The sequence below is a fragment of the Micromonospora sp. NPDC005710 genome, from assembly GCF_040630995.1.
Classification (GTDB): Bacteria; Actinomycetota; Actinomycetes; order Mycobacteriales; family Micromonosporaceae; genus Micromonospora.
The window spans coordinates 35,501-57,079 of the sequence record NZ_JBEXYP010000005.1; the positions used below are offsets into that span (position 1 = coordinate 35,501).

Here is a 21,579-nt window from a genome sequence, read left to right on the forward strand (position 1 = left end):
CTCCGCGTCGACGTGCCGACGGCGCGGATGCCTCGCGGCATCGTAAAACACGTCCACCCCGCGGGCTTCTCCGGACAGCCACGATCAGAGAGCCGCGCGGCCGGTCGTACTCTTAAGATTCTTTGAAGTTCGGCCGCTCAGCTTGATGGTCGGCAAACAGGCTTACTAACCTCATCCCGTCCGGATCATCCCCAGCTCCACGATCCGGGCGAAACATCCCCTGAGGAAAGTTGCCACAGTCATGAGGCTGTCCCGCCGTACCCTGCTCGGCTCAGCGATGGCTGGCACCGCGGCCACCGTCGTCGGCGTCTCGCTCGACGCCCTCGCGGCCAGTCCCGCCGCCGCCGCCGTCAGCCCGCCCGGCGACGTGGTCGGAAAGATCACCGTCGGCTACCAGGGCTGGTTCACCGGGGCCGGCGACGGAAGCCCGTTGTCGGGCTGGTGGCACTACGGCCAGGACTGGCAGAAGACCCCCTCGCCGGTGAACGAGGCGCTCAAGTCGTGGCCGGACGTGCGTGACTACGACCGGGTGTACAAGACCGGCTACCAGAACCTGGGCAACGGCCAGCCCGCGTCACTCTTCTCGTCCTACGACCAGCAGACGGTGGACACCCACTTCCGCTGGATGCAGGAGAACGGGCTGGACACCGCCGCGCTGCAACGCTTCAACCCCGTCGGCGGGGAGGGCCCGATCCGCGACGCCGTCACGATCAAGGTGCGTAACGCGGCCGAGGAGTTCGGGCGCAAGTTCTACATCATGTACGACGTCAGCGGCTGGACGGACATGCAGCAGCAGATCAAGGACGACTGGACGAGCAAGATGAAGGCGTACACGGCCTCCCCGGCGTACGCGAAGCAGAACGGCAAGCCGGTCGTCGGCATCTGGGGGTTCGGCTTCAACGACAGCAACCACCCGTGGAGCGCCCCGGTCTGCCTCGACGTGATCAACTGGTTCAGGGCGCAGGGCGTCTACGTCATGGGCGGTACGCCGACGCACTGGCGCAACGGCGACAGCGACTCGCGGGCCGGCTTCTCCGACGTCTACCACGCGTACGACATGATCTCGCCGTGGATGGTGGGCCGGATCGGCGACGCGGCCGGGTCGGACTGGTTCTACACCAACGTCACGCAGGCCGACGTCAAGGACTGCGTGGCGCATGGCATCGACTACCAGCCGTGTGTGCTGCCCGGTGATCTGCAGGAGCGTCAGCGCGCGCACGGCGACTTCATGTGGCGGCAGTTCTACAACGTGATCAGGGCCGGCGCACCGGCGATCTACATCTCGATGTTCGACGAGTACAACGAGGGCAACCAGATCGCCAAGACGGCCGAGAGCGCGGCGTTCGTCCCGGTCGGCGCGAAGTTCCTGCCGTTGGACGAGGACGGCACCACGTGCTCGGCGGACTACTACCTGCGGCTCAGCGGTGACGGCGGTCGGATGCTCAAGGGTGCCATCGCGTTGACCGCCACCCGGCCGACCGCACCGGTGCTCGGCGCCACCCCGACCCCGCCCGCCGCCGTCGGCGTCAGGTCCAGGGCCAACGGCCGTTTCGTCGGCGGCTCGCCCCTGGTGGCCTCGCTGACGTCGGCGTCGGAGAAGTTCACAGTCGTCGACGCTGGCGGCGGTCTGGTGGCCCTGCGGTCCAGCCGGACCGGAAAGTATGTCTGCGCGGAGCAGGGCGGCGCGGCGGCGCTGGTGGCCGACCGCGACGCGATCGGCGGCTGGGAGACCTTCACGCAGGTGAAGAACTCGGACGGCAGTGTCAGTTTCCGCAGCGGCGCGAACGGCAGGTACGTCTGCGCCGAGGACGCCGGTGCCGGGGCGCTCATAGCGAACCGTGAGGCGATCGGGCCGTGGGAGTCCTTCGACCTCGTCTAGTTCCGGATTGACGAGCGGGGCGAGAACGGCACCGAGGTCCGCGACGGTGGCGGCCAGTCGTCTCCGGGGCCTTCACCGGCACCCGGAGACGACTGGTGCTCAGCCGCGCGTCACTCGACGGTGAGGCGGATCCGCCGCCGCCGGGCCAGCAGGAGCGCGACGACGCCGGCCAGCAGCAGGACGATCCCGGCTCCCACGATGGTCAGCACCTTCGCGCCGGTGATCGGCAGGCCGGGCTCGCCTCCGGCCCCGCCGTCGCCGCCGTCGCCGTCGTCCGGGCCGCCACCCGCGATCGGGGCGCCCGGCTGACCGACGGTGTACACCCGTTCCGCGGTGTCGGCGGTGACCGGCGACTTCTCGTCGAAGTAGTCGACGAGCACGGTGAGGTCGTTGTCACCGCTGGCGAACTGGTCGTCGCCCTCGGCGAGGGCGGCGAAGTTGTCCCCGCCCGAGGCCAGGAACGAGTTGACGGTCACCCGGTAGGTGCCGTTCGGGTCGATGACCGTGCCGTCCAGGAAGATGCGATCGGCGACGACCCGGTTACCGGCGGCACCGTTCGGGTCGTAGACGTAGCTGAAGCCCTTCGAGACGCCCAGGTGCAGGAAGGGCCGCGACGCGCCCGCCGGTTGCCACTGCTGCTCCAGCGCCTCCTTGATCTCCTTGCCGGTGTACGACTTGGTGACCACGTCGTTGGCGAACGGCTGGACGGTGGCAGCGTCGGCGAAGGTGACAGTGCCGTCGGCGCTCTTGACGAAGTCGGCGCGCAGGCCACCCGGATTCATCAGGGCGATCTGCGCCCCGCCCCGGTTGGCGGCCCGGCTGGCCTCCAACTGGACGTCCGCGATGAAGTTGCCGAGGGTCGACTCGTTGGCGCGGTCCTCGACCCCTTCGGCGGTGACGGCGCGCTTGATGTCGGCGGTGATCTCGCCGATCTCCACCTTTCCCTTCTCGTCGGCCTCGGCCTTGGCGTCCGCGACGAGCTGCGCGACCGCCGGGTCCGCCGGGTAGCCCTTGATCGGCAGGACGGCGCCCTCAGCGGCGGTCACTGTGCCGTCGGTGACGGTCAGCCTGACCTGGTCCAGCGCGTCACCGTACCGGCCGGTCTGCAGCACCGGCCGCTTGTGCCCCAGCTTGGGGACGTCGTACGAGCAGTTGTACGGAACGTGGGTGTGTCCCGAGATGATCACGTTGATGTCGGCGCTGGCACCGGTGACGATCTTGCCGAAGGGGGTCTTCGGGTCGGCCACGCCGGCGCACGCGGTGGCCTCCGTGCCGCTCGCCTCGGATCCCTCGTGCACCACGAGGACGACGGCGTCCACGTCCCCGTCGGCCTTCAGCTTCGCCGCGACGCGGTTCGCCTCAGTGGTCGGATCCTTGAACGTCAACCCCGGGATACCGGCCGGTGACACCAGCGACGGCGTTTCCAGGGTCACCGCTCCGACGACGCCGATCCGGACGCCGCCGACGGTCAGCACAGTGGATTCCTCCAGCCGGCCGGGAGCCGGTTCGGCGCCCCGGTAGACGTTCGCCGCGAGATACGGGAAGCCGGCGCGGGGGATGACCCGGTCGTTGAGGTCGTCGAAGCCGCGGTCGAGTTCGTGGTTGCCGATGCTGGACGCGTCGACGTCGATCGCCTTCAGGAAGTCGATCGTCGGCTCGTCCTTCTGCACGAGCGAGATGAAGGGGGACGCGCCGATGCTGTCACCGGCGGCGAGAAGCACCGTGTTGGGGTTGGCCGCCCGCAACTGCGTGATCATGCCGGCCATCTGGGCCGCGCCCCCGACACCGGCGGTGGGGGCCTCCAGCCGGCCGTGGAAGTCGTTGAAACCGAGGATCTGCACCTCGGTCGTCGCGGCGTGCGCCGGAGTCGGCGTGGTGCCGAGTACGACAAGTGTGGCGGCGGCCGTGGCCACTACCGCGCGGACAGGTAGGGAACGCAACTGATACTCCTCATCGAACCATCGGGGGTGCGCTGCTGTGGTGCTCCCGGACGAGCGCCTCGGGCCGATCGGTCATCATGAATGGCGAGTAACGTACCCGCTCTCGCCGTGATCGGATACTCGACGCTGCTCGTCGAGAGCGAGCCAGACCCGGTCGGCGGTGAGGGGCAGGTCGGTGAAGCGGATGCCCGTGGCGTCCCGCAGCGCGTTCGCCAGCGCGGGGGCGACCGGGTTGAACGGGCTCTCGCTCATCGACTTCGCGCCGAGCGGCCCGACCGCGTCGCTGGTCCGCGCGAAGTGGACCTCGGTGAGCGGCACGTCGGCGAAGGTCGGCAGGTGGTACTGGCGAAACGCGGTGGTGGTGACCGCTCCGCGGGCGTCGACGCGTACCTCCTCGTGCAGGGCGGCGCCGATGGCCTGCGCGACGCCGCCCTCGACCTGGCCCCGGCACTGCATCGGGTTGACCACGGTGCCGGCGTCGGCGGCGTGCACACTGCGCAGGATGCGGACCTCGCCCGTGTCGGGGTCGACAGCGACCCGGAACCAGTGCGTGTTGAACGCCACCGACCGCGGGGTGCCCGCGCACCGCCCGTCGGCGGCCACCGGCTGGTCGGCCGCCCGGGCGAGTTCCCAGAGTTCCCGCAGGGGCAGCCGTACTCCGGCGCAGTCGACGTCGTCGGGGCCGAGCCGGCACCGCGCGACGGGTACGCCGCTCCGCGCGGACGCGAAGGCCCGCAGCCGTTCGCCGAGTGCCTGGCAGGCCAGCCGCACGGCAGTGCCCGCGACGATCGTGCCGGTGGAGCCGAACGCCCCGGTGTCGTGGCCCACCAGGTCGGTGTCGGACTGGTTGATGCCGACCCGCTCGGGTGTGGTGCCCAGCGTCTCGGCGGCGAGTTGCCGGTGCACCGTGGTGCTGCCGTTGCCGAACTCCGCGCTGCCCACCGCCACCTCGTAGCGTCCGTCGGGCAGCAGGGTGGCGCGGGCGTCCGCGTAGTGCCCGCCGGGCGGCGCGGTGGCGATCATCGACACCGCCATGCCGTGTCCGGTGAGCCAGCCCGGCGGCGCGGGCGGTCCCGGCTCCCGCTGCGCGGCGGCGACGATGTCCAGGCACTGGTCCAGCCCGTAGCTGCCGATGGTCAGGTCGTCGTCGGGCCCGGCCGGAGCCACGAGTGCCTCGCCGGGCCGGACGACGTTGCGGGCGCGGAAGTCGACCGGGTCGAGGTTCAGGCGGCGGGCCAGCTCGTCGAGGACCGATTCGACGGCGAAGCCGACCTGCCCCAGTCCGTAGCCACGGAACGCGCCGGCCGGGACGGTGTTGGTGTAGACCGCGTACCCGTCCACCTGCTTGTTCGGGCACCGGTACATCGACAGTGACTCGTGGCACCCGTGGAACAGCACACCGGGCCCGTGGTTGCCGTACGCGCCGGTGTTGGAGACGACCCGCAGGCGGAGCCCGGTGAGGGTGCCGTCGCGGCGCGCGCCGGCCGTCACCCGGACGGTGAACGGGTGACGTGTGGTGGTCGCGGTGAACTGTTCCTCGCGGGTGTGTTCGAGTTGCACCGGGCGACCGGTGCACAGGGTGGCGAGGACGACGAGGTCCTCCACGAGCATCTCCTGCTTGCCGCCGAAGCCGCCGCCGACGCGACCGGCGATCACCCGTACCCGGTCGGCGGGCAGGTCGAACAGTCGACACAGCGCGCGTCGGGTCAAAAACGGGGTCTGCGTGCTGGAACGGACGACGACGCGCCCGTCGTCGTCGACGTACGCCAACGCGCCGTGCGTCTCCAGGCTGGCGTGCTGCACCCGCTGGGTGCGGAACGTCTCCTCGTAGACGAGGTCGGCGGCGGCCAGGCCGGCGGCGATGTCGCCGACCTCGGCGTGGATCTCGCCGGCCACGTTGGCGTGCCGGCGGGCGATGCCCGCCTCGGGGCCCTTGTCGGCGTGCAGCGTCGGCGCGCCGGGCGACATGGCCTCCTCGGGGTCGGTGACCGCCGGGAGCACCTGGTAGCTGACGACGACCCGCCGGCAGCCCTCCTCGGCGGCGGCCTCGGTGTCGGCGACGACCGCCGCGACCCGCTGGCCCACGTGCCGTACCACGTCGTCGAGGAGACGGGTGTCGGCCGGGTCGTCGCTCGCCTGTTCGTGCTGGGCGGTCGAGTAGAGCCGGTCCGGGACGTCCGCGTGGGTGAGCACCGCGTGCACACCCGGAAGGGCGAGGGCGGCGGTGGCGTCGATGGACAGGATCCGTGCGTGCGGATGGGGGGAGCGCAGCACCTTCAGGTGCAGCAGGCCGGGCACGTCGACGTCGAAGGTGTACCGGGCGGCGCCGGTGACGACGTCCGGTCCGGCGGGCGCCGGGACGTTCACCCCCACCGACGTACCCGGGGCGGCCACCTCGACGTGCTGGACGCCGTGGATCGCGTCAGCGATGGCCCGGTAGCCGGTGCAGCGGCACAGGTTCCCCTTCAGCGCCTGCGGCAACGCGCGGCGCTGGTCCTCGTCGAGCGCGACTGTCGTCATGATGAACCCGGCGGTGCAGAAACCGCACTGGAAGCCCTGCGCGTCCAGGAAACGCTGCTGCATCGGATGCAGGCCGGCCGTCGTGGCGAGCCCACCGATAGTGGTGACCCGACGCCCCGCCGCACGGACCGCCGGAAACACACAGCTGTGCACGGGCTGCCCGTCGACGTGCACTGTGCACGCGCCGCAGTCGCCCGCGTCGCAGCCCTTCTTCACTCCGAACCGGCCACCTTCGCGCAGGTAGGTGCGCAGGCACTGACCGGGCCGAGGCGCTACCGGGCAGGCCTCCCCGTCCACCACGATGGGTTCGGTCACGGCGTGCTCCCTCGGGCGAGCTCGGCGCGGATCTGCTCGGCGAACAGGAGGGTGAGCTGGCGTCGCCAGGCGGGCAGGCCGTGCACGTCGTCGACGTACAGGTCGGCGGGGATGCCGTCCGCGACGGCCTGCCGCAGGGTCCCCGCCGACGGCACGGCGTCGAAGCGCAGCTGCACGGGCCGGATCGTCGACGCGGTCACGGTCAGCACGAACGACCCGCCGTCCGGGTCGGTGCGGCCGATGAGCAGCGCGGCCGACCGACCCAGAGGAAACAGCGATCCCCTGCGGAACGCGGTCGGGCAGCGCAGCGCGGCGGCGGGCAGGGTCATCGACCGCAGGAACTCACCGGGTACGAGGGCCGTCGTGCCCACGCCCGTGACGAGCTCGGCGACTGGAAGCTCACGCCGGCCGCCACCGGCGGACAGCACCAGGCAGGTACCGTCCAGAGCCGCGCCGAGCGAGATCATCGGCCCGGCCGGCAGGGCCGTGCAGAGGTTCCCGCCCACAGTCGCCGTGTTCCAGATCTTGAACGAGGCGAGGAACGCCTCACAGCACTGTCGGATCAGCTCCCGCTGAACGGTCGTCGGCGACGTGGCGGCGCGCGCCAACACGGCGATCGTGCAGGTCGCGGCGATGTCCAGACCGTCCGGTGTGGCCCTCAGCGGCGGCCAGTCCTCACCGGCGAGGTCGCGGAGTCGACGCAGGTGCCGCTGCGGTTGCGAGAACAGGTGGGTGCCACCGGCCAGCCAGGCATCACCCGGCTGCCACGGACCCGCGGCCGCGGCCGGCACCACCGCCCGTACCGTGTTCAGATCCACCGCCCACACCCCGTCCCGCGAACCCGGTCGGTTCACCTGCCAGCCATCTCAGCAGTGCGCGACGTCCCCGCCCATTGGCGCCTGACACGAACGCTCGCGGTCCGGCGCCCCCGACGGTTGGGCGTTCGCACAGCCTCGCCGGCGGCGGACCCCGCACTCAGTGGCGTTGCAGTTCGAGGGCGAGGTACAGGTCGACGCGGTCGTCGAAGCGGTGCAGCTTACGGCCGGTGAGCTGTTCGACGCGTTGGATGCGGTACCGCAACGTGTTGACGTGGACGTGCAGCGCCATCGCCGTGCGGGTCCACGACCCGTCGCAGCGCAGGAACATGTCGAGGGTGTGCACGAGGCGGGCGTCGTGGGCCCGGTCGTACTCGGCGAGGGGCTGCAGCAGCCGACTGTGGAAAGCCCGGCGGGCCTCGACCGGAACGCTGGCCAGCAGCAGCGCGTGCGAGGACAGCTCCGCGCTGGAGACCACCGCCACCTGGTCCTGCCCGGTCACCGCGTACCGGTAGGCGTGGTGTGCCTCCTCGACCGCCCTGCCCAGCGCCGCGACCCGGTGCGCCGGGGCACTGAGCCCGACGGCGAACCGTTCGCCGGCGAGCCCGGGGGTCAGTGCCCGCGTCGCCAGCCGGATGCGCTCGACGACGTCGACCGGACCGGCTCCCGCGCTGGCGGCGTCACCAGCGGCCGGGCCGACAGCGGTGGTCTCACCCTCACCGGCGCGGTGCGGGTCGACGGGGATCACCGCGTGCACCTCACCACCGACAGCCGCGATGGCGGCCGACGGTGCCAGCGGTCGCACCACCTCCTCGACGACGGTGAGAGCCAGCTCGTCGGGTGCACCGTCGCTGGTCCCGGCGGTGAGGACGACGAAGGTGGCGTCCGGGTCGAGGTGGCACGCCTCGAAGCGGGCCGCTATCTCGGTGGGTACGGCACCGCTGACCAGCGGTTGGAGCAGGAGCGCGGCGACCCGCCGTTCCACATGCAGCTGCCGGTCGAGGTGGGCCCGTTCGAGGCTGAGCAGGGTGAGCAGACCGTCGACGGCCTCCCGGCGGTCCGCGTTCCAGGTCGTCGCGTCGCCCGCGCACACGAACAACCACGCGCCGAGACGCCGACCGGGATGGGCGCCGGCGGCGAAGAGCGAGTACCGCCGGTTGCGTGCCACGCCGACCACGTGTGGCAGTTGCGGCGCGGTCAGGAACGTCCGCGCCAGACGGGTACGTAGCTCGTCGGCGATCGGTGCGGTGCCCGCAACCAACTGACCCGTCGGCGACAACACCCAGCAGGGGATCTCGGCGGCGGCAGAGGGAAGCAGGTCGGCGAGGTGCGCGTCCTCGGTCAGCGCGGCGATCAGGCCCCGGTGCCGGTTCACGATCGCCGCCAGCCCGGTGGCCTTCTCCACCCGCAGGGCGGCACCGATGGCGTCGCTGATCGCGGTGAACGACACCTCGACGGGCACCTCGAACACTGGCACTCCATGCCGGGCGCACGCCTCCACGACGTCGACCGGAACCCCACCGAAGGCGGCCGCGCCGGCCCCGACAGCGCTGACGCCGGCCCGCGCCACAGCCGTCGCGAACACCTCGGAATCCGCCGGGGCGCGCCTCCACATGAGACCGGTGAGCACCACCTCGCCGCCGGAGAGATAGCGGCTCGGGTCGAGCAGATCGGTGGTGAAGAACTGCCTGATCACACGCTCACCCTGGTCGTGGCCGCTGAGCATCGTCAGTCTGAGGGTGGCCTGGCGCAGGAGGTCGTTGAGGCGCATCGACGACTCCTTGCCTTGGAGGAAGCTCCAGAGACCGTAGGGCGGGAATGTTTCAAGTTCGGTTCGCCCGCCCAATGCTCGCCGCCCCTGGGCGCTGCTTGACTACCGCCACCGCAGCGTGGAGGGGAGGACGGGTGGACAAGCGTCTGAGATGGCTCAACGCGTTGCCGGCGATCGACGCCGAGCGGGCCCTGTCGGCCTGTTGCGCGTCGCCGCCGTGGGCGCGGACGGTGGCCGCCGCCCGTCCCTACGCCGACCGGCAGGCGCTGCTGCACATCGGCGCGCAGGCGCTCGCCGAACTGTCCTGGCCGGACGTCGCCGAGGCGCTGGCCGCGCATCCGCGGATCGGGCAGCGGGCCGACGGGGCCGACCGCGACGCCGTCTGGTCCCGGCGCGAGCAGTCCCAGGTCGTCGACAGCGACGACGCCGTCCGGACCGCCCTGCGCGAGGTCAACGACGCCTACGAGGACCGTTTCGGGCACCTCTTCCTGATCTTCGCGAACGGACGATCGGCTGCGGAGATCCTCGCCGCCGCCAGGTCCCGCCTCGACAACGACACCACCACCGAACGGACTGTGGTCCGGGCGGAGTTGACCCGGATCACGGTGCTGCGACTGACCAGGCTGCTCGCCGAATGAGCCTGTCCACGCACGTCCTCGACACCGCCCGTGGTGAACCGGCCAACGGTGTGCTGGTCCACCTCTACCGCTGGGCCGGCGACGACTGGATCGACGTCGCCACCGGGCGCACCGACGCCGATGGGCGACTACGCGACTGGGTGCCCAAGCGGCGCTGGGACCGCGGAACGTACCGGCTCTGCTTCGACACCGCCGGCTACCTCGGCCTCGGGGCGTTCTTTCCCGAGGTGTCGGTGGTGTTCGTGGTCACCGACGCCTGGCGGCACCTGCACGTGCCCCTGCTGCTGAGCCCGTACGGCTATTCGACCTACCGAGGGAGTTGACCCGTTGGACGTTGTGCTCGGTTCACACCAGTACGGAAAGGCCGAGGTGCGGTTGGTGCACGTCGCCCGCCACGGCGACCGGCACCACCTGACCGACCTCACCGTCGGCGTCGCGCTCGCCGGCGACCTCGCCGACACCCACCACACCGGCGACAACGCCCGGGTCCTGCCGACCGACAGCCAGAAGAACACCGTGTACGCGTTCGCGCGCCGCGACGGCGTCGGCGAGATCGAGGAGTTCGGGCTGCGCCTGGCCCGGCACTTCGTCGCGTCCCAGCCCGCCATCACCCGGGCGACAGTCACCATCGAGCAGCACGGCTGGGATCGGCTGGGTGAGCACTCCTTCGCCCGGGCCGGCGCCGAGACGAGGACGACGACGGTCACCGTCGACGGGTCGGACACCGTTGTCGTCTCCGGGCTGAGCGGAATGGTGCTGATGAACACGACCGCCTCGGAGTTCTTCGGCTTCGCCCGGGACGAGTACACCACTCTCCCGGACGCGCACGACCGGATTCTCGCCACGGCGGTGGACGCCCGCTGGCGACACGCGACGGGCGAGAGCGACGACTGGCGGGCCTCGTTCGCCGAGGCCCGCCGTCACCTCGTCGAGGCATTCGTCGGCACGTACAGCCTGTCCCTGCAACAGACCCTGTACGCGATGGGTCGACGGGTCATCGAACACCGCCCGGAGATCACCGAGGTCCGGCTGTCGCTGCCCAACAAGCACCACTTCAACGTCGACCTCGCGCCGTTCGGCCTCGACAACCCGAACCAGGTCTTCCACGCCCCGGACCGCCCGTACGGGCTGATCGAGGGAGCGGTGCGCCGCGACGACGCGCCACAGTGGGTCGACTCGTGGTGGGACGCGTGAGGGCCGAGCGGATCCTGGTCGAGGGCTGCGCCGTCGCGACGGTCGACGACGACGGACGCGAGTACGAGCGGGGTCACATCCTGATCGCCGACGGCTGGATCGTCGCCGTCGGGCCCGGCCCGGCGGCCCTAATCGAGGACGGCGGGCCGGTCCGTCGGGTCGACGGCACTGGCTGCCTCGCCACCCCCGGCCTGGTCAACACCCACCATCACCTCTACCAGTGGGCGACCCGCGGCCTCGCGCAGCAGGCCGACCTGTTCGGCTGGCTCACCGAGCTGTACCCGATCTGGGGGCGCATCCGGGCCGACGACGTGGCGGCGGCCGTCGGGGCCGGGCTGGGCTGGCTCGCCCTCTCCGGGTGCACCACGACCACCGACCACCACTACGTGTTCCCGCCCGGCGCCGGTGACCTGTTCGCCGCCGAGGTGGCCGAGGCGGGCCGGGTGGGTCTGCGCTTCCACCCGGTGCGCGGCTCGATGGACCTCGGCGCGTCGGCGGGTGGCCTGCCCCCGGACCACCTCGTGGAGGACACCGACGCCGCGCTCACCGCGACCGCCGAGGCGATCCGGATGTTCTCCGACCCGTCCCCGGACGCGATGGTCCGGGTCGCGGTCGGCCCCTGCTCCCCGTTCTCCGCGAGCGAGCGACTGATGCGCGAGGCCGCCGCGCTGGCGCGCGACACCGGCGTGCGACTGCACACCCACCTGGCGGAGACCGTCGACGAGGAGGCCTACTGCCGGGCCACGCACGGCTGCACCCCCGCCGAGTACGCCGAGCGGCTCGGCTGGCTCGGCGACGACGTCTGGCTCGCGCACGGCGTGCACCTGGACGGCGACGCCGTCAAACGGATCGCCGAGACCGGCACCGGCCTGGCGCACTGCCCCAGCTCCAACGCCCGCCTCGGCGCGGGCATCGCCCCGGTACGCGACCTGCTCGACGCCGGCGTGCCGGTCGGCCTCGGTGTCGACGGCGCCGCCTCCCAGGAGGCCGGGCAACTCGTCGCGGAGCTGCGCCAGGCCCTGCTGGTGGCCCGGCTGCGAGGTGGCCCGACCGCGCTCACCGCACGGGAGGCGCTGACCCTCGCCACCCGAGGGGGCGCCCGCTGCCTCGGCCGCGAGGACGAGCTGGGATCGATCGAGGTGGGCAAGCTCGCCGACATCGCGCTGTGGCGTGTCGACGGGCTCGGCCACGCCGACATCGGCGACCCGGTCGCGGCACTGGTCTTCGGCGCACCGCCGCCCGTGGAACTGCTCCTCGTCGGCGGGCGACCGGTCGTCGAGGGTGGACGGCTGACCACCGTCGACGAACAGGAGCTGGTGGTGCGGGCCCGACGCGCAGCCGAGCGGCTGCGGACCTGAACCCGGACGCCGCCGACAGCGGTGCGACAGCGACGACAGGAGTGCATGTGCCGCCGATCACCGAACGGGAAATCCTCAGCCCCCAGGCGCTGGAGTTCGTCGCCGACCTGCAGCGGCGCTTCGGCGCCCGCCGCAAGGACCTCCTCGCCCGTCGGCAACGGCGGCGCGCGGAGATCGCCCGCACCGGCCGCCTCGACTTCCTTCCCGAGACCGCGCAGATCAGGGAGGCCGCCTGGACGGTCCCGCCACCACCGCCCGGCCTCACCGACCGGCGGGTGGAGATCACCGGCCCCACCGACCGCAAGATGGCCATCAACGCGCTCAACTCCACGGCCAAGGTCTGGCTCGCCGACCTGGAGGACGCCAACACCCCGCACTGGGCCAACGTGGTGACCGGCCAGGTCAACCTGTACGACGCGACCCGCGGCTCGCTTCGCTACGACGCGCCGGACGGGCGGCGGTACGCGCTGCGCACCGACCTGCCCCTCGCCACCGTCGTCGTCCGCCCCCGGGGCTGGCACCTCGACGAGCGTCACCTGCCGGTCGACGGGGCACCGGCCGCCGGCGCCCTCGTCGACGTCGGACTGCACGTCTTCCACAACGCCCGCGAGTTGATCGCCCGCGGCGTCGGCCCGTACTACTACCTGCCGAAGCTGGAGAGCCACCAGGAGGCGCGGCTCTGGCACGACGTCTTCGCGTACGCCGAGGACACGCTCGACATTCCGCGCGGCGCGATCCGCGCGACGGTGCTGATCGAGACCATCACCGCCGCGTTCGAGATGGACGAGATCCTGCACGAGTTGGGGCCACACGCCGCCGGGCTCAACGCGGGCCGCTGGGACTACCTGTTCTCCGTCATCAAGAACTTCCGGGAACGTGCCGTCCTGCCCGACCGTGCCGCGATCACGATGACCGCGCCGTTCCTGCGGGCGTACACCGATCTGCTCGTCGCCACCTGTCACCGTCGCGGCGCCGTGGCGATCGGCGGCATGGCGGCGTTCATACCCGGCGGCGACGCCGCGCAGAACGAGCTTGCCCTGGCCCGGGTGCGCGCGGACAAGGAACGCGAGGCGACCGACGGCTTCGACGGCTCGTGGGTGGCCCACCCCGGGCTGGTGTCGGTCTGCCAGGAGGTCTTCGACGGTGTGCTCGGCGAGCGGGACAACCAACTCGACCGCACGCGCGACGACGTGCGCGTGCACGCCGACCAACTGCTCGACTTCACCGTCGAGGGCGGCGACGTCACCTCGGCCGGGCTGCGGACGAACGTCTTGGTCGCGCTGCGGTACCTGGAGGCCTGGCTACGTGGCGTCGGCGCGGTCGCCATCAACAACCTGATGGAGGACGCGGCCACCGCCGAGATCTCCCGGGCGCAGGTCTGGCAGTGGGTACACCAGAAGGTCACACTGGTCGACAGCGGTGAGCCGGTGTCCCCGGAACTGGTCCGCCGGGTTCTCGACGAGGAGTTGGCGGGTATCCGCCACACCGTCGGCGCGGACGCCTACGCGGACGGACGCTGGTCGGACGCCCGGACCCTCGTCGAGCGGGGCGCGCTCGACGACGACTTCGTCGACTTCCTCACGGTGCCCGCCTACGAGGTCATCGACTGATGGGCCGCCGACTGGACGCCCGGACCATCGCCGAACTGGACCGCCGGCTCGCGCCCGTCGACGACGCGCTGCGCCGGCACTACCCGGGCACGGTTCCCGGCCGGCAACCGGTGCACACCGTGTACGTGCCGGCCGACCGGTTCACCCCGGACCTGTGCCAACGCTGGGGTGCCCAGGCGCTCGACGCGCTCGACGCCTGCCCACCCCTGCCGTTCGCCGAGGAACTACGCGACCGGGTGGTGGCGAAATTGTCCACCGAACCCATCGAGGATCTCCGGCTGGACTTCGAGGACGGCTACGGCGTCCGCGACGACGAGGAGGAGGACGAGGCGGCCCGCGCCGCCGCGACCGGGCTGCGCACCGTGCCACGCCCCGCGTTCGTCGGGCTGCGCTGCAAGAGCCTGGACCGGGACACCCGGGACCGGGCCGTCCGGACCCTCGACGTGTTCCTCGACGCGCTCGGCCCACCCCCGCCCGGCTTCGTCATCACCCTGCCGAAGGTCCGGGCCGTACCGCAGGTCGCGGCGATGGTGGTGCTCTGCGCGCAGTTGGAGACCGCGTACGCGCTGCCGGCCGCCAGCCTGCGCTTCGAGCTGCAGGTCGAGACTCCCGAGGCGGTGCTGGGCGCGGACGGCACCGCCACCGTCGCCCGCATGATCACCGCTGCCGAGGGGCGCTGCGTCGGGCTGCACTACGGCACCTACGACTACAGCGCCGCGTGCGGCATCGCTGCCGCCCAGCAGTCGCTCGACCACCCCGTCGCCGACTACGCCAAGGCCGTCATGCAGGTGGCGGCGGCCGGCACCGGCGTACGCGTCTGTGACGGCTCGACGAACGTGCTGCCGGTCGGTGACCCGGCCGCCGTTCACGCGGCGTGGCGGCTGCACGCGAGCCTGGTCCGGCGCTCCCTCGAACGGGGCTTCTACCAGGGCTGGGACCTGCACCCCGCGCAGCTGCCCACCCGGTTCGCGGCCACCTACGCGTTCTTCCGCGACGGCCTGACCGGCACCGTGGACCGGCTCCGCGCCTACCTGGCCCGCCGTGCCGGGGGTGTGCTGGAGGAACCGGCGACCGCCCACGCGCTCGCGATGTTCCTCCGCCGTGGCCTGGACTGCGGCGCGCTGGACCCGGACGAGGTCAGCGTCGACCGCGCCACGCTGGAGGCGCTGTGAGCTACGACCTGGTCCTGCGCTCGTCGCGGGTGATCACCCCGCAGGGGGAGCGGCCGGCGACGGTCTGCCTGGCCGACGGTCGCATCGCCGCGGTCACCGACCACGGCAGCGTGCCCGACGGTCCGCTCACCGACCTCGGTGACCTGGCGCTGCTGCCCGGCCTGGTCGACACCCACGTGCACGTCAACGAGCCGGGACGCACCGAGTGGGAGGGATTCGCCTCGGCCACCCGCGCCGCGCTCGCCGGCGGTGTGACAACGATCGTCGACATGCCGCTCAACGCGATCCCGCCGACGGTGTCGGTCCCGGCGCTGGAGGCGAAGCGGCGCGCCGCCGATGGCGCGGTCCACGCCGACGTCGGGTTCTGGGGTGGAGCCGTACCCGGCAACACCGCGGACCTTCCGGCGCTGCACCACGCCGGTGTGCTCGGCTTCAAGTGCTTCCTCGTCGACTCCGGAGTGCCGGAGTTCCCGCCGCTGGACCCGGCGGGGTTCGACACCGCCCTCGGCGCGGTCGACGCCCTGTTCATCGTGCACGCGGAGAGCCCGGAACAGATCAGCGCGGCACCGCCGTCGCGTCGCTACGCCGACTTCGTGGCGTCCCGGCCGCCGAACGCCGAGACGACGGCCATCGCCCGGGTGCTGGACACCGCCCGCCGCGTCGGCGCGCGGGTGCACATCCTGCACCTGTCGTCCGCGGACGCCCTGCCGCTGATCGCCGCCGCGAGGTCAGCGGGCGTCGCGGTCACCGTCGAGACGTGCCCGCACTACCTCTGCCTCGCCGCCGAGGAGGTCCCGGACGGCGCCACCGAGTACAAGTGCTGCCCGCCGATCCGTGACCAGGCGAATCAGGACCGGCTCTGGGCGGGCCTCGCCGCCGGTGTCATCGACTGCGTCGTCTCCGACCACTCACCCAGCACCCCGGCGCTGAAGAAACCACCGAGCGGTGACTTCGCGGCCGCCTGGGGAGGCATCGCCTCGTTGCAGATCGGCCTGCCGGCGGTTTGGAGCGACGCCCGGCGGCGCGGCTACCGGCTCGCGGACGTCGTCCGGTGGATGGCGCAACGGCCCGCCGAGATCGCCGGGCTGGGCGCCAAGGGGCGCATCGCCGTCGGATTCGACGCCGACCTGGTCGCCTTCGCACCGGACGAGCCGTTCGCTGTCGACCCGACCGCGTTGCGCCACCGCCACCCCGTCACCCCGTACGCCGGCCGCACCCTGCACGGCGTGGTGCGATCCGTCTGGCTGCGCGGCCAACAGGTGTCGGCCGACGGCCCACCACGGGGACGACTCATCTCCCGGAGCGACAGATGACCACGCCGAGCACGCTTCCCGACCTGGCCTCCCGGGCGCTGTCCGGCGGGGTCGTCCACGCCAACGACGAGTTCTTCGCCCCGAGCGACTACCTCGTCGACCCGAACCCGCCGACGTTCACCCCGCACACCTTCGGCGCCAAGGGCCAGGTCTACGAGGGGTGGGAGACCCGGCGACGGCGTACGCCCGGGCACGACCACGCCATCGTGCGACTCGGCGTCCCCGGGATCGTCCACACTGTCGTCGTCGACACCAGCTACTTCACCGGCAACTATCCGCCGTTCGCGGCGGTCGACGGCTGCCGGCTGGACGGGCACCCGTCACCGGGGGAGTTGGCCGAGGCGACCTGGACGCCCCTGGTGCCCCGGGCGGCGCTGGCCGGCGACACCCGCAACGTCTTCCCCGTCGACCCCGGTCACCGCATCACCCACGTCCGACTCTCGATCTTCCCGGACGGTGGTGTCGCGCGGCTGCGGGTGCACGGCGAGGTCACCGCCGACCCACGGTTCCTCACCGGCGGCCTGGTCGACCTCGCGGCCCTGGAGCACGGCGGGCTCGTCGTCGACTGCAGCAACATGTTCTACGGCACCCCGACGAACCTGATCGCCCCGGGTCGCGCGCGCACCATGGGGGAGGGCTGGGAGACCGCCCGTCGCCGCGACGACGGCAACGACTGGGTCCTCGTGCGCCTGGCCGCTCCCGGTGTCGTCCGCGTCGCCGAGCTGGACACCAGCCACTTCAAGGGCAACGCGCCCGGGGCAGCCGCGCTGCGCGGCTGCGCGACCGACCCGGACGACCCGCAGGATTGGTTCGACCTGCTGCCGGTGACCCGCCTGCAACCCGACACCCGGCACCGCTTTCCCGTCACGGACGGACGCCCGGTGCGCTGGGTGCGGCTCGACGCGTACCCGGACGGCGGCATGGCCCGCCTGCGCCTGCTCGGCGAGATCACCCCGGCCGGCCTGGACACCCTCTACCAACGATGGTTCACATGACCGGCGGCGTCGGGGGACTGCTGCTGGCCGCCGGCGCCGGTCGGCGCTACGGGCTGCCCAAGGCGCTCGCGGTCGCGCACGGCCGGCTCTTCCTGGACATCGCCCTCGCCGCGCTGCGGGACGGGGGTTGCGACCCGGTGGTGGTGGTCCTGGGCGCCGCGGCCGACCGGATCCGTCTCGTCGCCGACCTCGACGGGGCGACAGTCGCTGTCAACCGGGATTGGTCGAGCGGGATGGGGTCCTCGCTGCGGGTCGGGCTGCACACCCTCCGTTCGACGGGCGTCAGCGCCGCCGTCGTCCAGCTTGTCGACACCCCCGGGGTCACGGCGGCGGCCGTCGCCCGGCTCGCGGCCCACGCCGGCGAGCGGACCATCGCCGCCGCCACCTACCAGGGCCGGCGAGGGCACCCGGTGCTGCTCGGCCGGGCACACTGGTCCGGCGCGACACGGATGGCGACGGGGGACACCGGTGCCCGCCCGTACCTCGTGGCCCGCGCGCGGACGCTGCTCGCCGTGCCCTGCGACGACCTGGGCGACGGCGCCGACGTGGACCGTCCCGCCGGTGGGCCGGGGGACGTCGATGCGTGACGTGCTCGACGACTTGGAGCGGTGCTGGCGGGACGGGCAGCCGACCGGGCTGGCCACTGTCGTCGCCACGTGGCACTCCGCGCCCCTGCCGCCCGGCACCACGATGCTCGTCACCCCCGACGGCGCGGTGACCGGCAACGTCTCCGCCGGCTGTGTCGACAGCGCCGTCTACGAGCTGGCCCGCGAGGTCATCGACACCGGCCGGCCCACCCTGCACCGGTACGGGGTCAGCGGCGAGGAGGCGTTCGCTGTCGGTCTGACCTGCGGCGGCACCATCGACGTGTTCGTCGAACGGGTCGACCAGAGCGGATTCCCGGCCCTGCCGGAGGTGGCCGAGGCGATCCGCTCCGGCACACCCGTGGGGTTGGTGACCTGCGTGGACGCCCCCGGGGCACTACTCGGCCGACGGCTCGTCCTCCTGCCGGACCGGACCATCGGCACGCTGGGCGACACCCGCCTGACGGCAGGTGTCGTCCGGGGCGCGCGGGATCTGCTGCGGGCCGGCCGCACGGAGACCCTGCGGGTGGGCCGTGACGGGGACGACCTCACCTTCCTCGTCGCCAGCATCGTGCCCCCACCCCGCATGATCATCTTCGGAGCCACCGACTTCGGGAAGGCGATGCTCCGGATGGGCTCGTTCCTCGGCTACCGAACGACCATCGTGGACGCCCGGGGCGTCTTCGCGACCGCCCGCCGGTTCCCGGACGCGGACGAGGTCGTCGTCGACTGGCCACACCGCTACCTGGGTACGGAAGCGTCCGCCGGGCGGGTCGACCAACGAACAGTCCTCTGCGTCCTGACCCACGACCCCCGCTTCGACGTCCCCCTGCTGGAGCTGGCCCTGCGCCTGCCCGTCGCCTACATCGGCGCGATGGGCTCCCGCCGTACCCACCGCGACCGGGTCACCCAGCTCACCGCCGCCGGCGTCACCGACACCGAACTCGCCAGGCTCTCCGCGCCGACGGGACTCGACCTGGGCGCCCACAGTCCTCAGGAGACCGCCGTCAGCATCGCCGCCGAACTGGTGGCCCGGCGGCGCGGCGGCACCTGTCGCCCGCTGCACACGCTGCACGGCTCGATCCACTACCGTGCCGGAGAGCCGTCGCGCTGAACCGGACGCCGCTGGATCTCGTTGCCTGTGGGTGGCGTCGTCGTCGGAAGGACGAAACGTGCGGGTTGCTGGGCTGTTCCGGCGTGGCCGTGGCTGGGTCGCCGGCCTGGTCGCTGTCGGTGTCGCCGCCGCCGTCGGCGTCGGCGTGATGGCGAACGCCGGCCAGGACGAGATGGTCGGACGACCCCTCTCCGACGCGCAGATGTCGGCGGTGCTGGCCGCCGGACACGCCTGCCCGATCCTCACCTCGGCCCGGGTCGCCGGGCAGTTGATGGCCGAGTCCGGCCTGGCCACGGACTCGGCCCGCACGGTGTCCGGTGGAACCGGCCTGGCCGGCCTGAACGACGATCAGTGGCGGCGGTGGGTGCCGTGGTCCAACGCGCAGCCGACCGACCCGATGGCAGCCGTTGCCGCCCTGACGCACCTGATGTGCCAGCTCGGCGCCGAGGTCCGGCAGTCCGGCGTCGCGGGTGACCCGTGGCGGTTGGCGCTCGCCGGCTTCCGGGTCGGTGTCCCGGCCGTGACCGAGGCCGGCGGGGTGCCCGACGCGGCGTCCGAGTACGTCCGGCAGGCCGCCGGGTACGCGACCTACTACCAAGGTCTTCCCCACTTCGCCGATGCCGGTGCCGCCGCGTTCACGGCCGGGGCGGTGCCCGACGCCCTACCCCTACCCGACGCGCTCGTCACCCCGATCGCCCGCGCCGGCCGGCGCTGCCCGCAGGTCCCCGCCGCCGCCGTCGCCGGGCAGCTGATGGCGGTGTCCGCCCTGCGCACCGACCCTCCGGGTGGCGTCGTCCCCCAGCGGCTGTGGCAGCGGTACGCGCCCGCGAAGGCATCGCCGGCCAGTGCCACGGATGTGATCGCGGTGCTCGGCGCAGCCATGTGCCAACTGGCGCAGGACCTGGACGCGCTCCCCGGCGATCCGTACCTGCTCGCGCTCGCCGCCTGGCACTCCGGTGAGGACACCGTCCGGCGGGCCGGTGGCGTCCCGGACGCGATGACCCAGTCCTTCCTGGAGCAGGTCCGCCGCTACAGCGACTACTACCGGCTGGACACCCGCCTCGGCGGTGCACCAGTCCCACCGCCGTCCCCGACGCCGTCGGCGTCCCGTACCCCGTCGGGTTCTCCGCCGGCCACCCCCGGGCCGACGACGGCCGCCCCGCCCCGCCCGACGGGCACGCCGGCGCCGCCCAAGCCGAGCCCGAGCAGGAAACCGTCCGGGACGATGTTCGCGCACGAGCGGTCGGGCAGTTGCCTGGACGCGGGTGCCGCCACCGACCTGCTCGCCTCCCGCATCGAGTCCTGCGATCCGTACCGGGTGTCGCAGCGGTGGAACGTGCGGTCGGACGGCACGATCCGGTCCGCGCGCAGCGGGCTCTGCCTCGACGTCAACGACAGCGGTGTCACCGACGGCACCCTCGTGCAGACCGCCACCTGCAACGGTGCCGCCACCCAGCGCTGGACCGTCCGCGACAACGCCGTGATCAGCGTGGTGAACGGCGGCATGTGCCTGGACATCGGCTGGGACCTGGCGACCACTGCCATCTGGACCTGCAACTACGACGCGGACCAGACCTGGCGGCCGACCACCTGATCCACCACCTTCCGGCGACGTGAGGGAAATCCCCGCAGAACGGCCCGCGAGCCTCCCGGGCGGTCCCGCGCCCGCCCGCCGGCTGGTTGTCTACCGGTGCCAACGATCACCGGCGCACAGGAGGCAGCCAGCATGGCGATCACCGACATCACCCCGGCCGACGTCGAGATGGCGGCCGACAACCACCAGGCCGCGGAAGAGGACCTCGACGGTCAACGTAAGGGACTCGACACCACCGTCAACGACCTCTACGCGGCCAACTCCGGCGAACTCATGGAAAAGCTGAACACCGTCCAGGACGCCTGGAGCACCGACATGATCGCCATCCTCAAGGATCTCGACGACTGCGAGCAGTTTCTGCGCGAGTGCAAGACGGAACTGGAACGGCTGAACCAGGAACAGGGCGATTCCCTCTCCTGAGTGCCGTCCCCGCGAATCCCCTGAAGGAGCACCTGCCATGTCGGATTACATCAAGTACGACTACGACTCCATGGACTCCGCCTACGACGAGATGAAGCGCATCAGCGACAACGTGATCGCCCAGCTGGACGTCCTCGAGCAGGAGGCGAAGAGAGTCCTCGCCTTCAACGGTGAGTACGTCCTCAACTACGAGCAGAAGGCCCAGAAGGTCCGGGACGGGATCACCGTGCTGAACGACGCCACGCTCGCGCGAAGCAACGATCTGGCCGAGAAGTTCGCCGACTACCAGGCGACCGACAAGAAACTCGGCGCCCGGTAGTCCACGGGGGCGGCGGGGATTACCTCCG

The 21,579-nt window shown here is 72.2% G+C and carries 18 protein-coding genes; 14 read left to right on the forward strand and 4 right to left on the reverse strand.

Annotation, left to right across the window (positions count from 1 at the left end):
* Positions 1-241: 241 nt before the first annotated feature.
* On the forward strand, positions 242-1,879 hold the full coding sequence (locus ABZ406_RS08535) for a lectin (RefSeq protein WP_357757408.1): 1,638 nt from the start codon (positions 242-244) through the stop codon (positions 1,877-1,879).
* Positions 1,880-1,989: 110 nt separating this feature from the next.
* Here ABZ406_RS08535 and ABZ406_RS08540 read toward each other — a convergent pair whose 3' ends face one another.
* From ABZ406_RS08540 to ABZ406_RS08555, 4 genes are all read right to left on the reverse strand, one after another.
* Positions 1,990-3,819: a bifunctional UDP-sugar hydrolase/5'-nucleotidase gene (locus ABZ406_RS08540; RefSeq protein ID WP_357757411.1), complete on the reverse strand. Its 1,830-nt coding sequence runs from the start codon at positions 3,817-3,819 to the stop codon at positions 1,990-1,992.
* Positions 3,820-3,894: 75 nt separating this feature from the next.
* The gene (locus tag ABZ406_RS08545; RefSeq protein ID WP_357757414.1) at positions 3,895-6,654 is read right to left on the reverse strand and encodes a molybdopterin cofactor-binding domain-containing protein; all 2,760 of its coding nucleotides are present in this window, start codon (positions 6,652-6,654) and stop codon (positions 3,895-3,897) included.
* Positions 6,651-7,472, reverse strand: a complete 822-nt coding sequence (locus tag ABZ406_RS08550) for an FAD binding domain-containing protein (protein ID WP_357757417.1) — start codon at positions 7,470-7,472, stop codon at positions 6,651-6,653. The genes ABZ406_RS08545 and ABZ406_RS08550 overlap by 4 nt, the downstream gene beginning before the upstream one ends.
* A gap of 157 nt (positions 7,473-7,629) precedes the next feature.
* Positions 7,630-9,240, reverse strand: coding sequence for a helix-turn-helix domain-containing protein (locus tag ABZ406_RS08555; protein WP_357757419.1), 1,611 nt, complete (start codon positions 9,238-9,240; stop codon positions 7,630-7,632).
* 134 nt (positions 9,241-9,374) lie between these two features.
* Between ABZ406_RS08555 and uraD the strand changes: the two genes are divergently transcribed.
* The 13 genes from uraD (at position 9,375) to ABZ406_RS08620 (ending at position 21,551) form a co-directional block, all read left to right on the forward strand.
* On the forward strand, positions 9,375-9,878 hold the full coding sequence (uraD, locus tag ABZ406_RS08560) for a 2-oxo-4-hydroxy-4-carboxy-5-ureidoimidazoline decarboxylase (RefSeq protein WP_357757422.1): 504 nt from the start codon (positions 9,375-9,377) through the stop codon (positions 9,876-9,878).
* Complete coding sequence (gene uraH, locus ABZ406_RS08565) at positions 9,875-10,201, forward strand: hydroxyisourate hydrolase (RefSeq protein WP_357757425.1); 327 nt, start codon at positions 9,875-9,877, stop codon at positions 10,199-10,201. Before uraD ends, uraH begins: the two co-directional genes overlap by 4 nt.
* Positions 10,202-10,214: 13 nt before the next feature.
* Complete coding sequence (gene pucL, locus ABZ406_RS08570; protein WP_357758164.1) at positions 10,215-11,072, forward strand: factor-independent urate hydroxylase; 858 nt, start codon at positions 10,215-10,217, stop codon at positions 11,070-11,072.
* A complete protein-coding gene (locus ABZ406_RS08575; RefSeq protein ID WP_357757428.1) occupies positions 11,069-12,430 on the forward strand; it encodes an 8-oxoguanine deaminase in 1,362 nt (453 codons plus the stop codon). The genes pucL and ABZ406_RS08575 overlap by 4 nt, the downstream gene beginning before the upstream one ends.
* Before the next feature lie 47 nt (positions 12,431-12,477).
* Positions 12,478-14,040 carry a malate synthase A gene (gene aceB, locus ABZ406_RS08580; protein ID WP_357757430.1) on the forward strand — a complete coding sequence of 521 codons (1,563 nt, stop codon included), beginning with the start codon at positions 12,478-12,480 and terminating at the stop codon, positions 14,038-14,040.
* On the forward strand, positions 14,040-15,212 hold the full coding sequence (locus ABZ406_RS08585; protein WP_357757432.1) for a hypothetical protein: 1,173 nt from the start codon (positions 14,040-14,042) through the stop codon (positions 15,210-15,212). The genes aceB and ABZ406_RS08585 overlap by 1 nt, the downstream gene beginning before the upstream one ends.
* Positions 15,209-16,525: an allantoinase AllB gene (allB, locus tag ABZ406_RS08590; protein ID WP_357757434.1), complete on the forward strand. Its 1,317-nt coding sequence runs from the start codon at positions 15,209-15,211 to the stop codon at positions 16,523-16,525. The genes ABZ406_RS08585 and allB overlap by 4 nt, the downstream gene beginning before the upstream one ends.
* Positions 16,522-17,520: an allantoicase gene (alc, locus tag ABZ406_RS08595; RefSeq protein ID WP_357757437.1), complete on the forward strand. Its 999-nt coding sequence runs from the start codon at positions 16,522-16,524 to the stop codon at positions 17,518-17,520. The genes allB and alc overlap by 4 nt, the downstream gene beginning before the upstream one ends.
* Positions 17,517-18,107 carry an NTP transferase domain-containing protein gene (locus tag ABZ406_RS08600; protein ID WP_357757440.1) on the forward strand — a complete coding sequence of 197 codons (591 nt, stop codon included), beginning with the start codon at positions 17,517-17,519 and terminating at the stop codon, positions 18,105-18,107. The genes alc and ABZ406_RS08600 overlap by 4 nt, the downstream gene beginning before the upstream one ends.
* Positions 18,100-19,218: an XdhC/CoxI family protein gene (locus ABZ406_RS08605; protein ID WP_357757443.1), complete on the forward strand. Its 1,119-nt coding sequence runs from the start codon at positions 18,100-18,102 to the stop codon at positions 19,216-19,218. Before ABZ406_RS08600 ends, ABZ406_RS08605 begins: the two co-directional genes overlap by 8 nt.
* A gap of 58 nt (positions 19,219-19,276) precedes the next feature.
* Positions 19,277-20,812, forward strand: coding sequence for an RICIN domain-containing protein (locus tag ABZ406_RS08610; protein ID WP_357757446.1), 1,536 nt, complete (start codon positions 19,277-19,279; stop codon positions 20,810-20,812).
* A gap of 132 nt (positions 20,813-20,944) precedes the next feature.
* A complete protein-coding gene (locus ABZ406_RS08615) occupies positions 20,945-21,232 on the forward strand; it encodes a hypothetical protein (RefSeq protein ID WP_357757449.1) in 288 nt (95 codons plus the stop codon).
* Between the two features lie 37 nt (positions 21,233-21,269).
* A complete protein-coding gene (locus ABZ406_RS08620; protein WP_357757451.1) occupies positions 21,270-21,551 on the forward strand; it encodes a hypothetical protein in 282 nt (93 codons plus the stop codon).
* Positions 21,552-21,579: the final 28 nt, after the last annotated feature.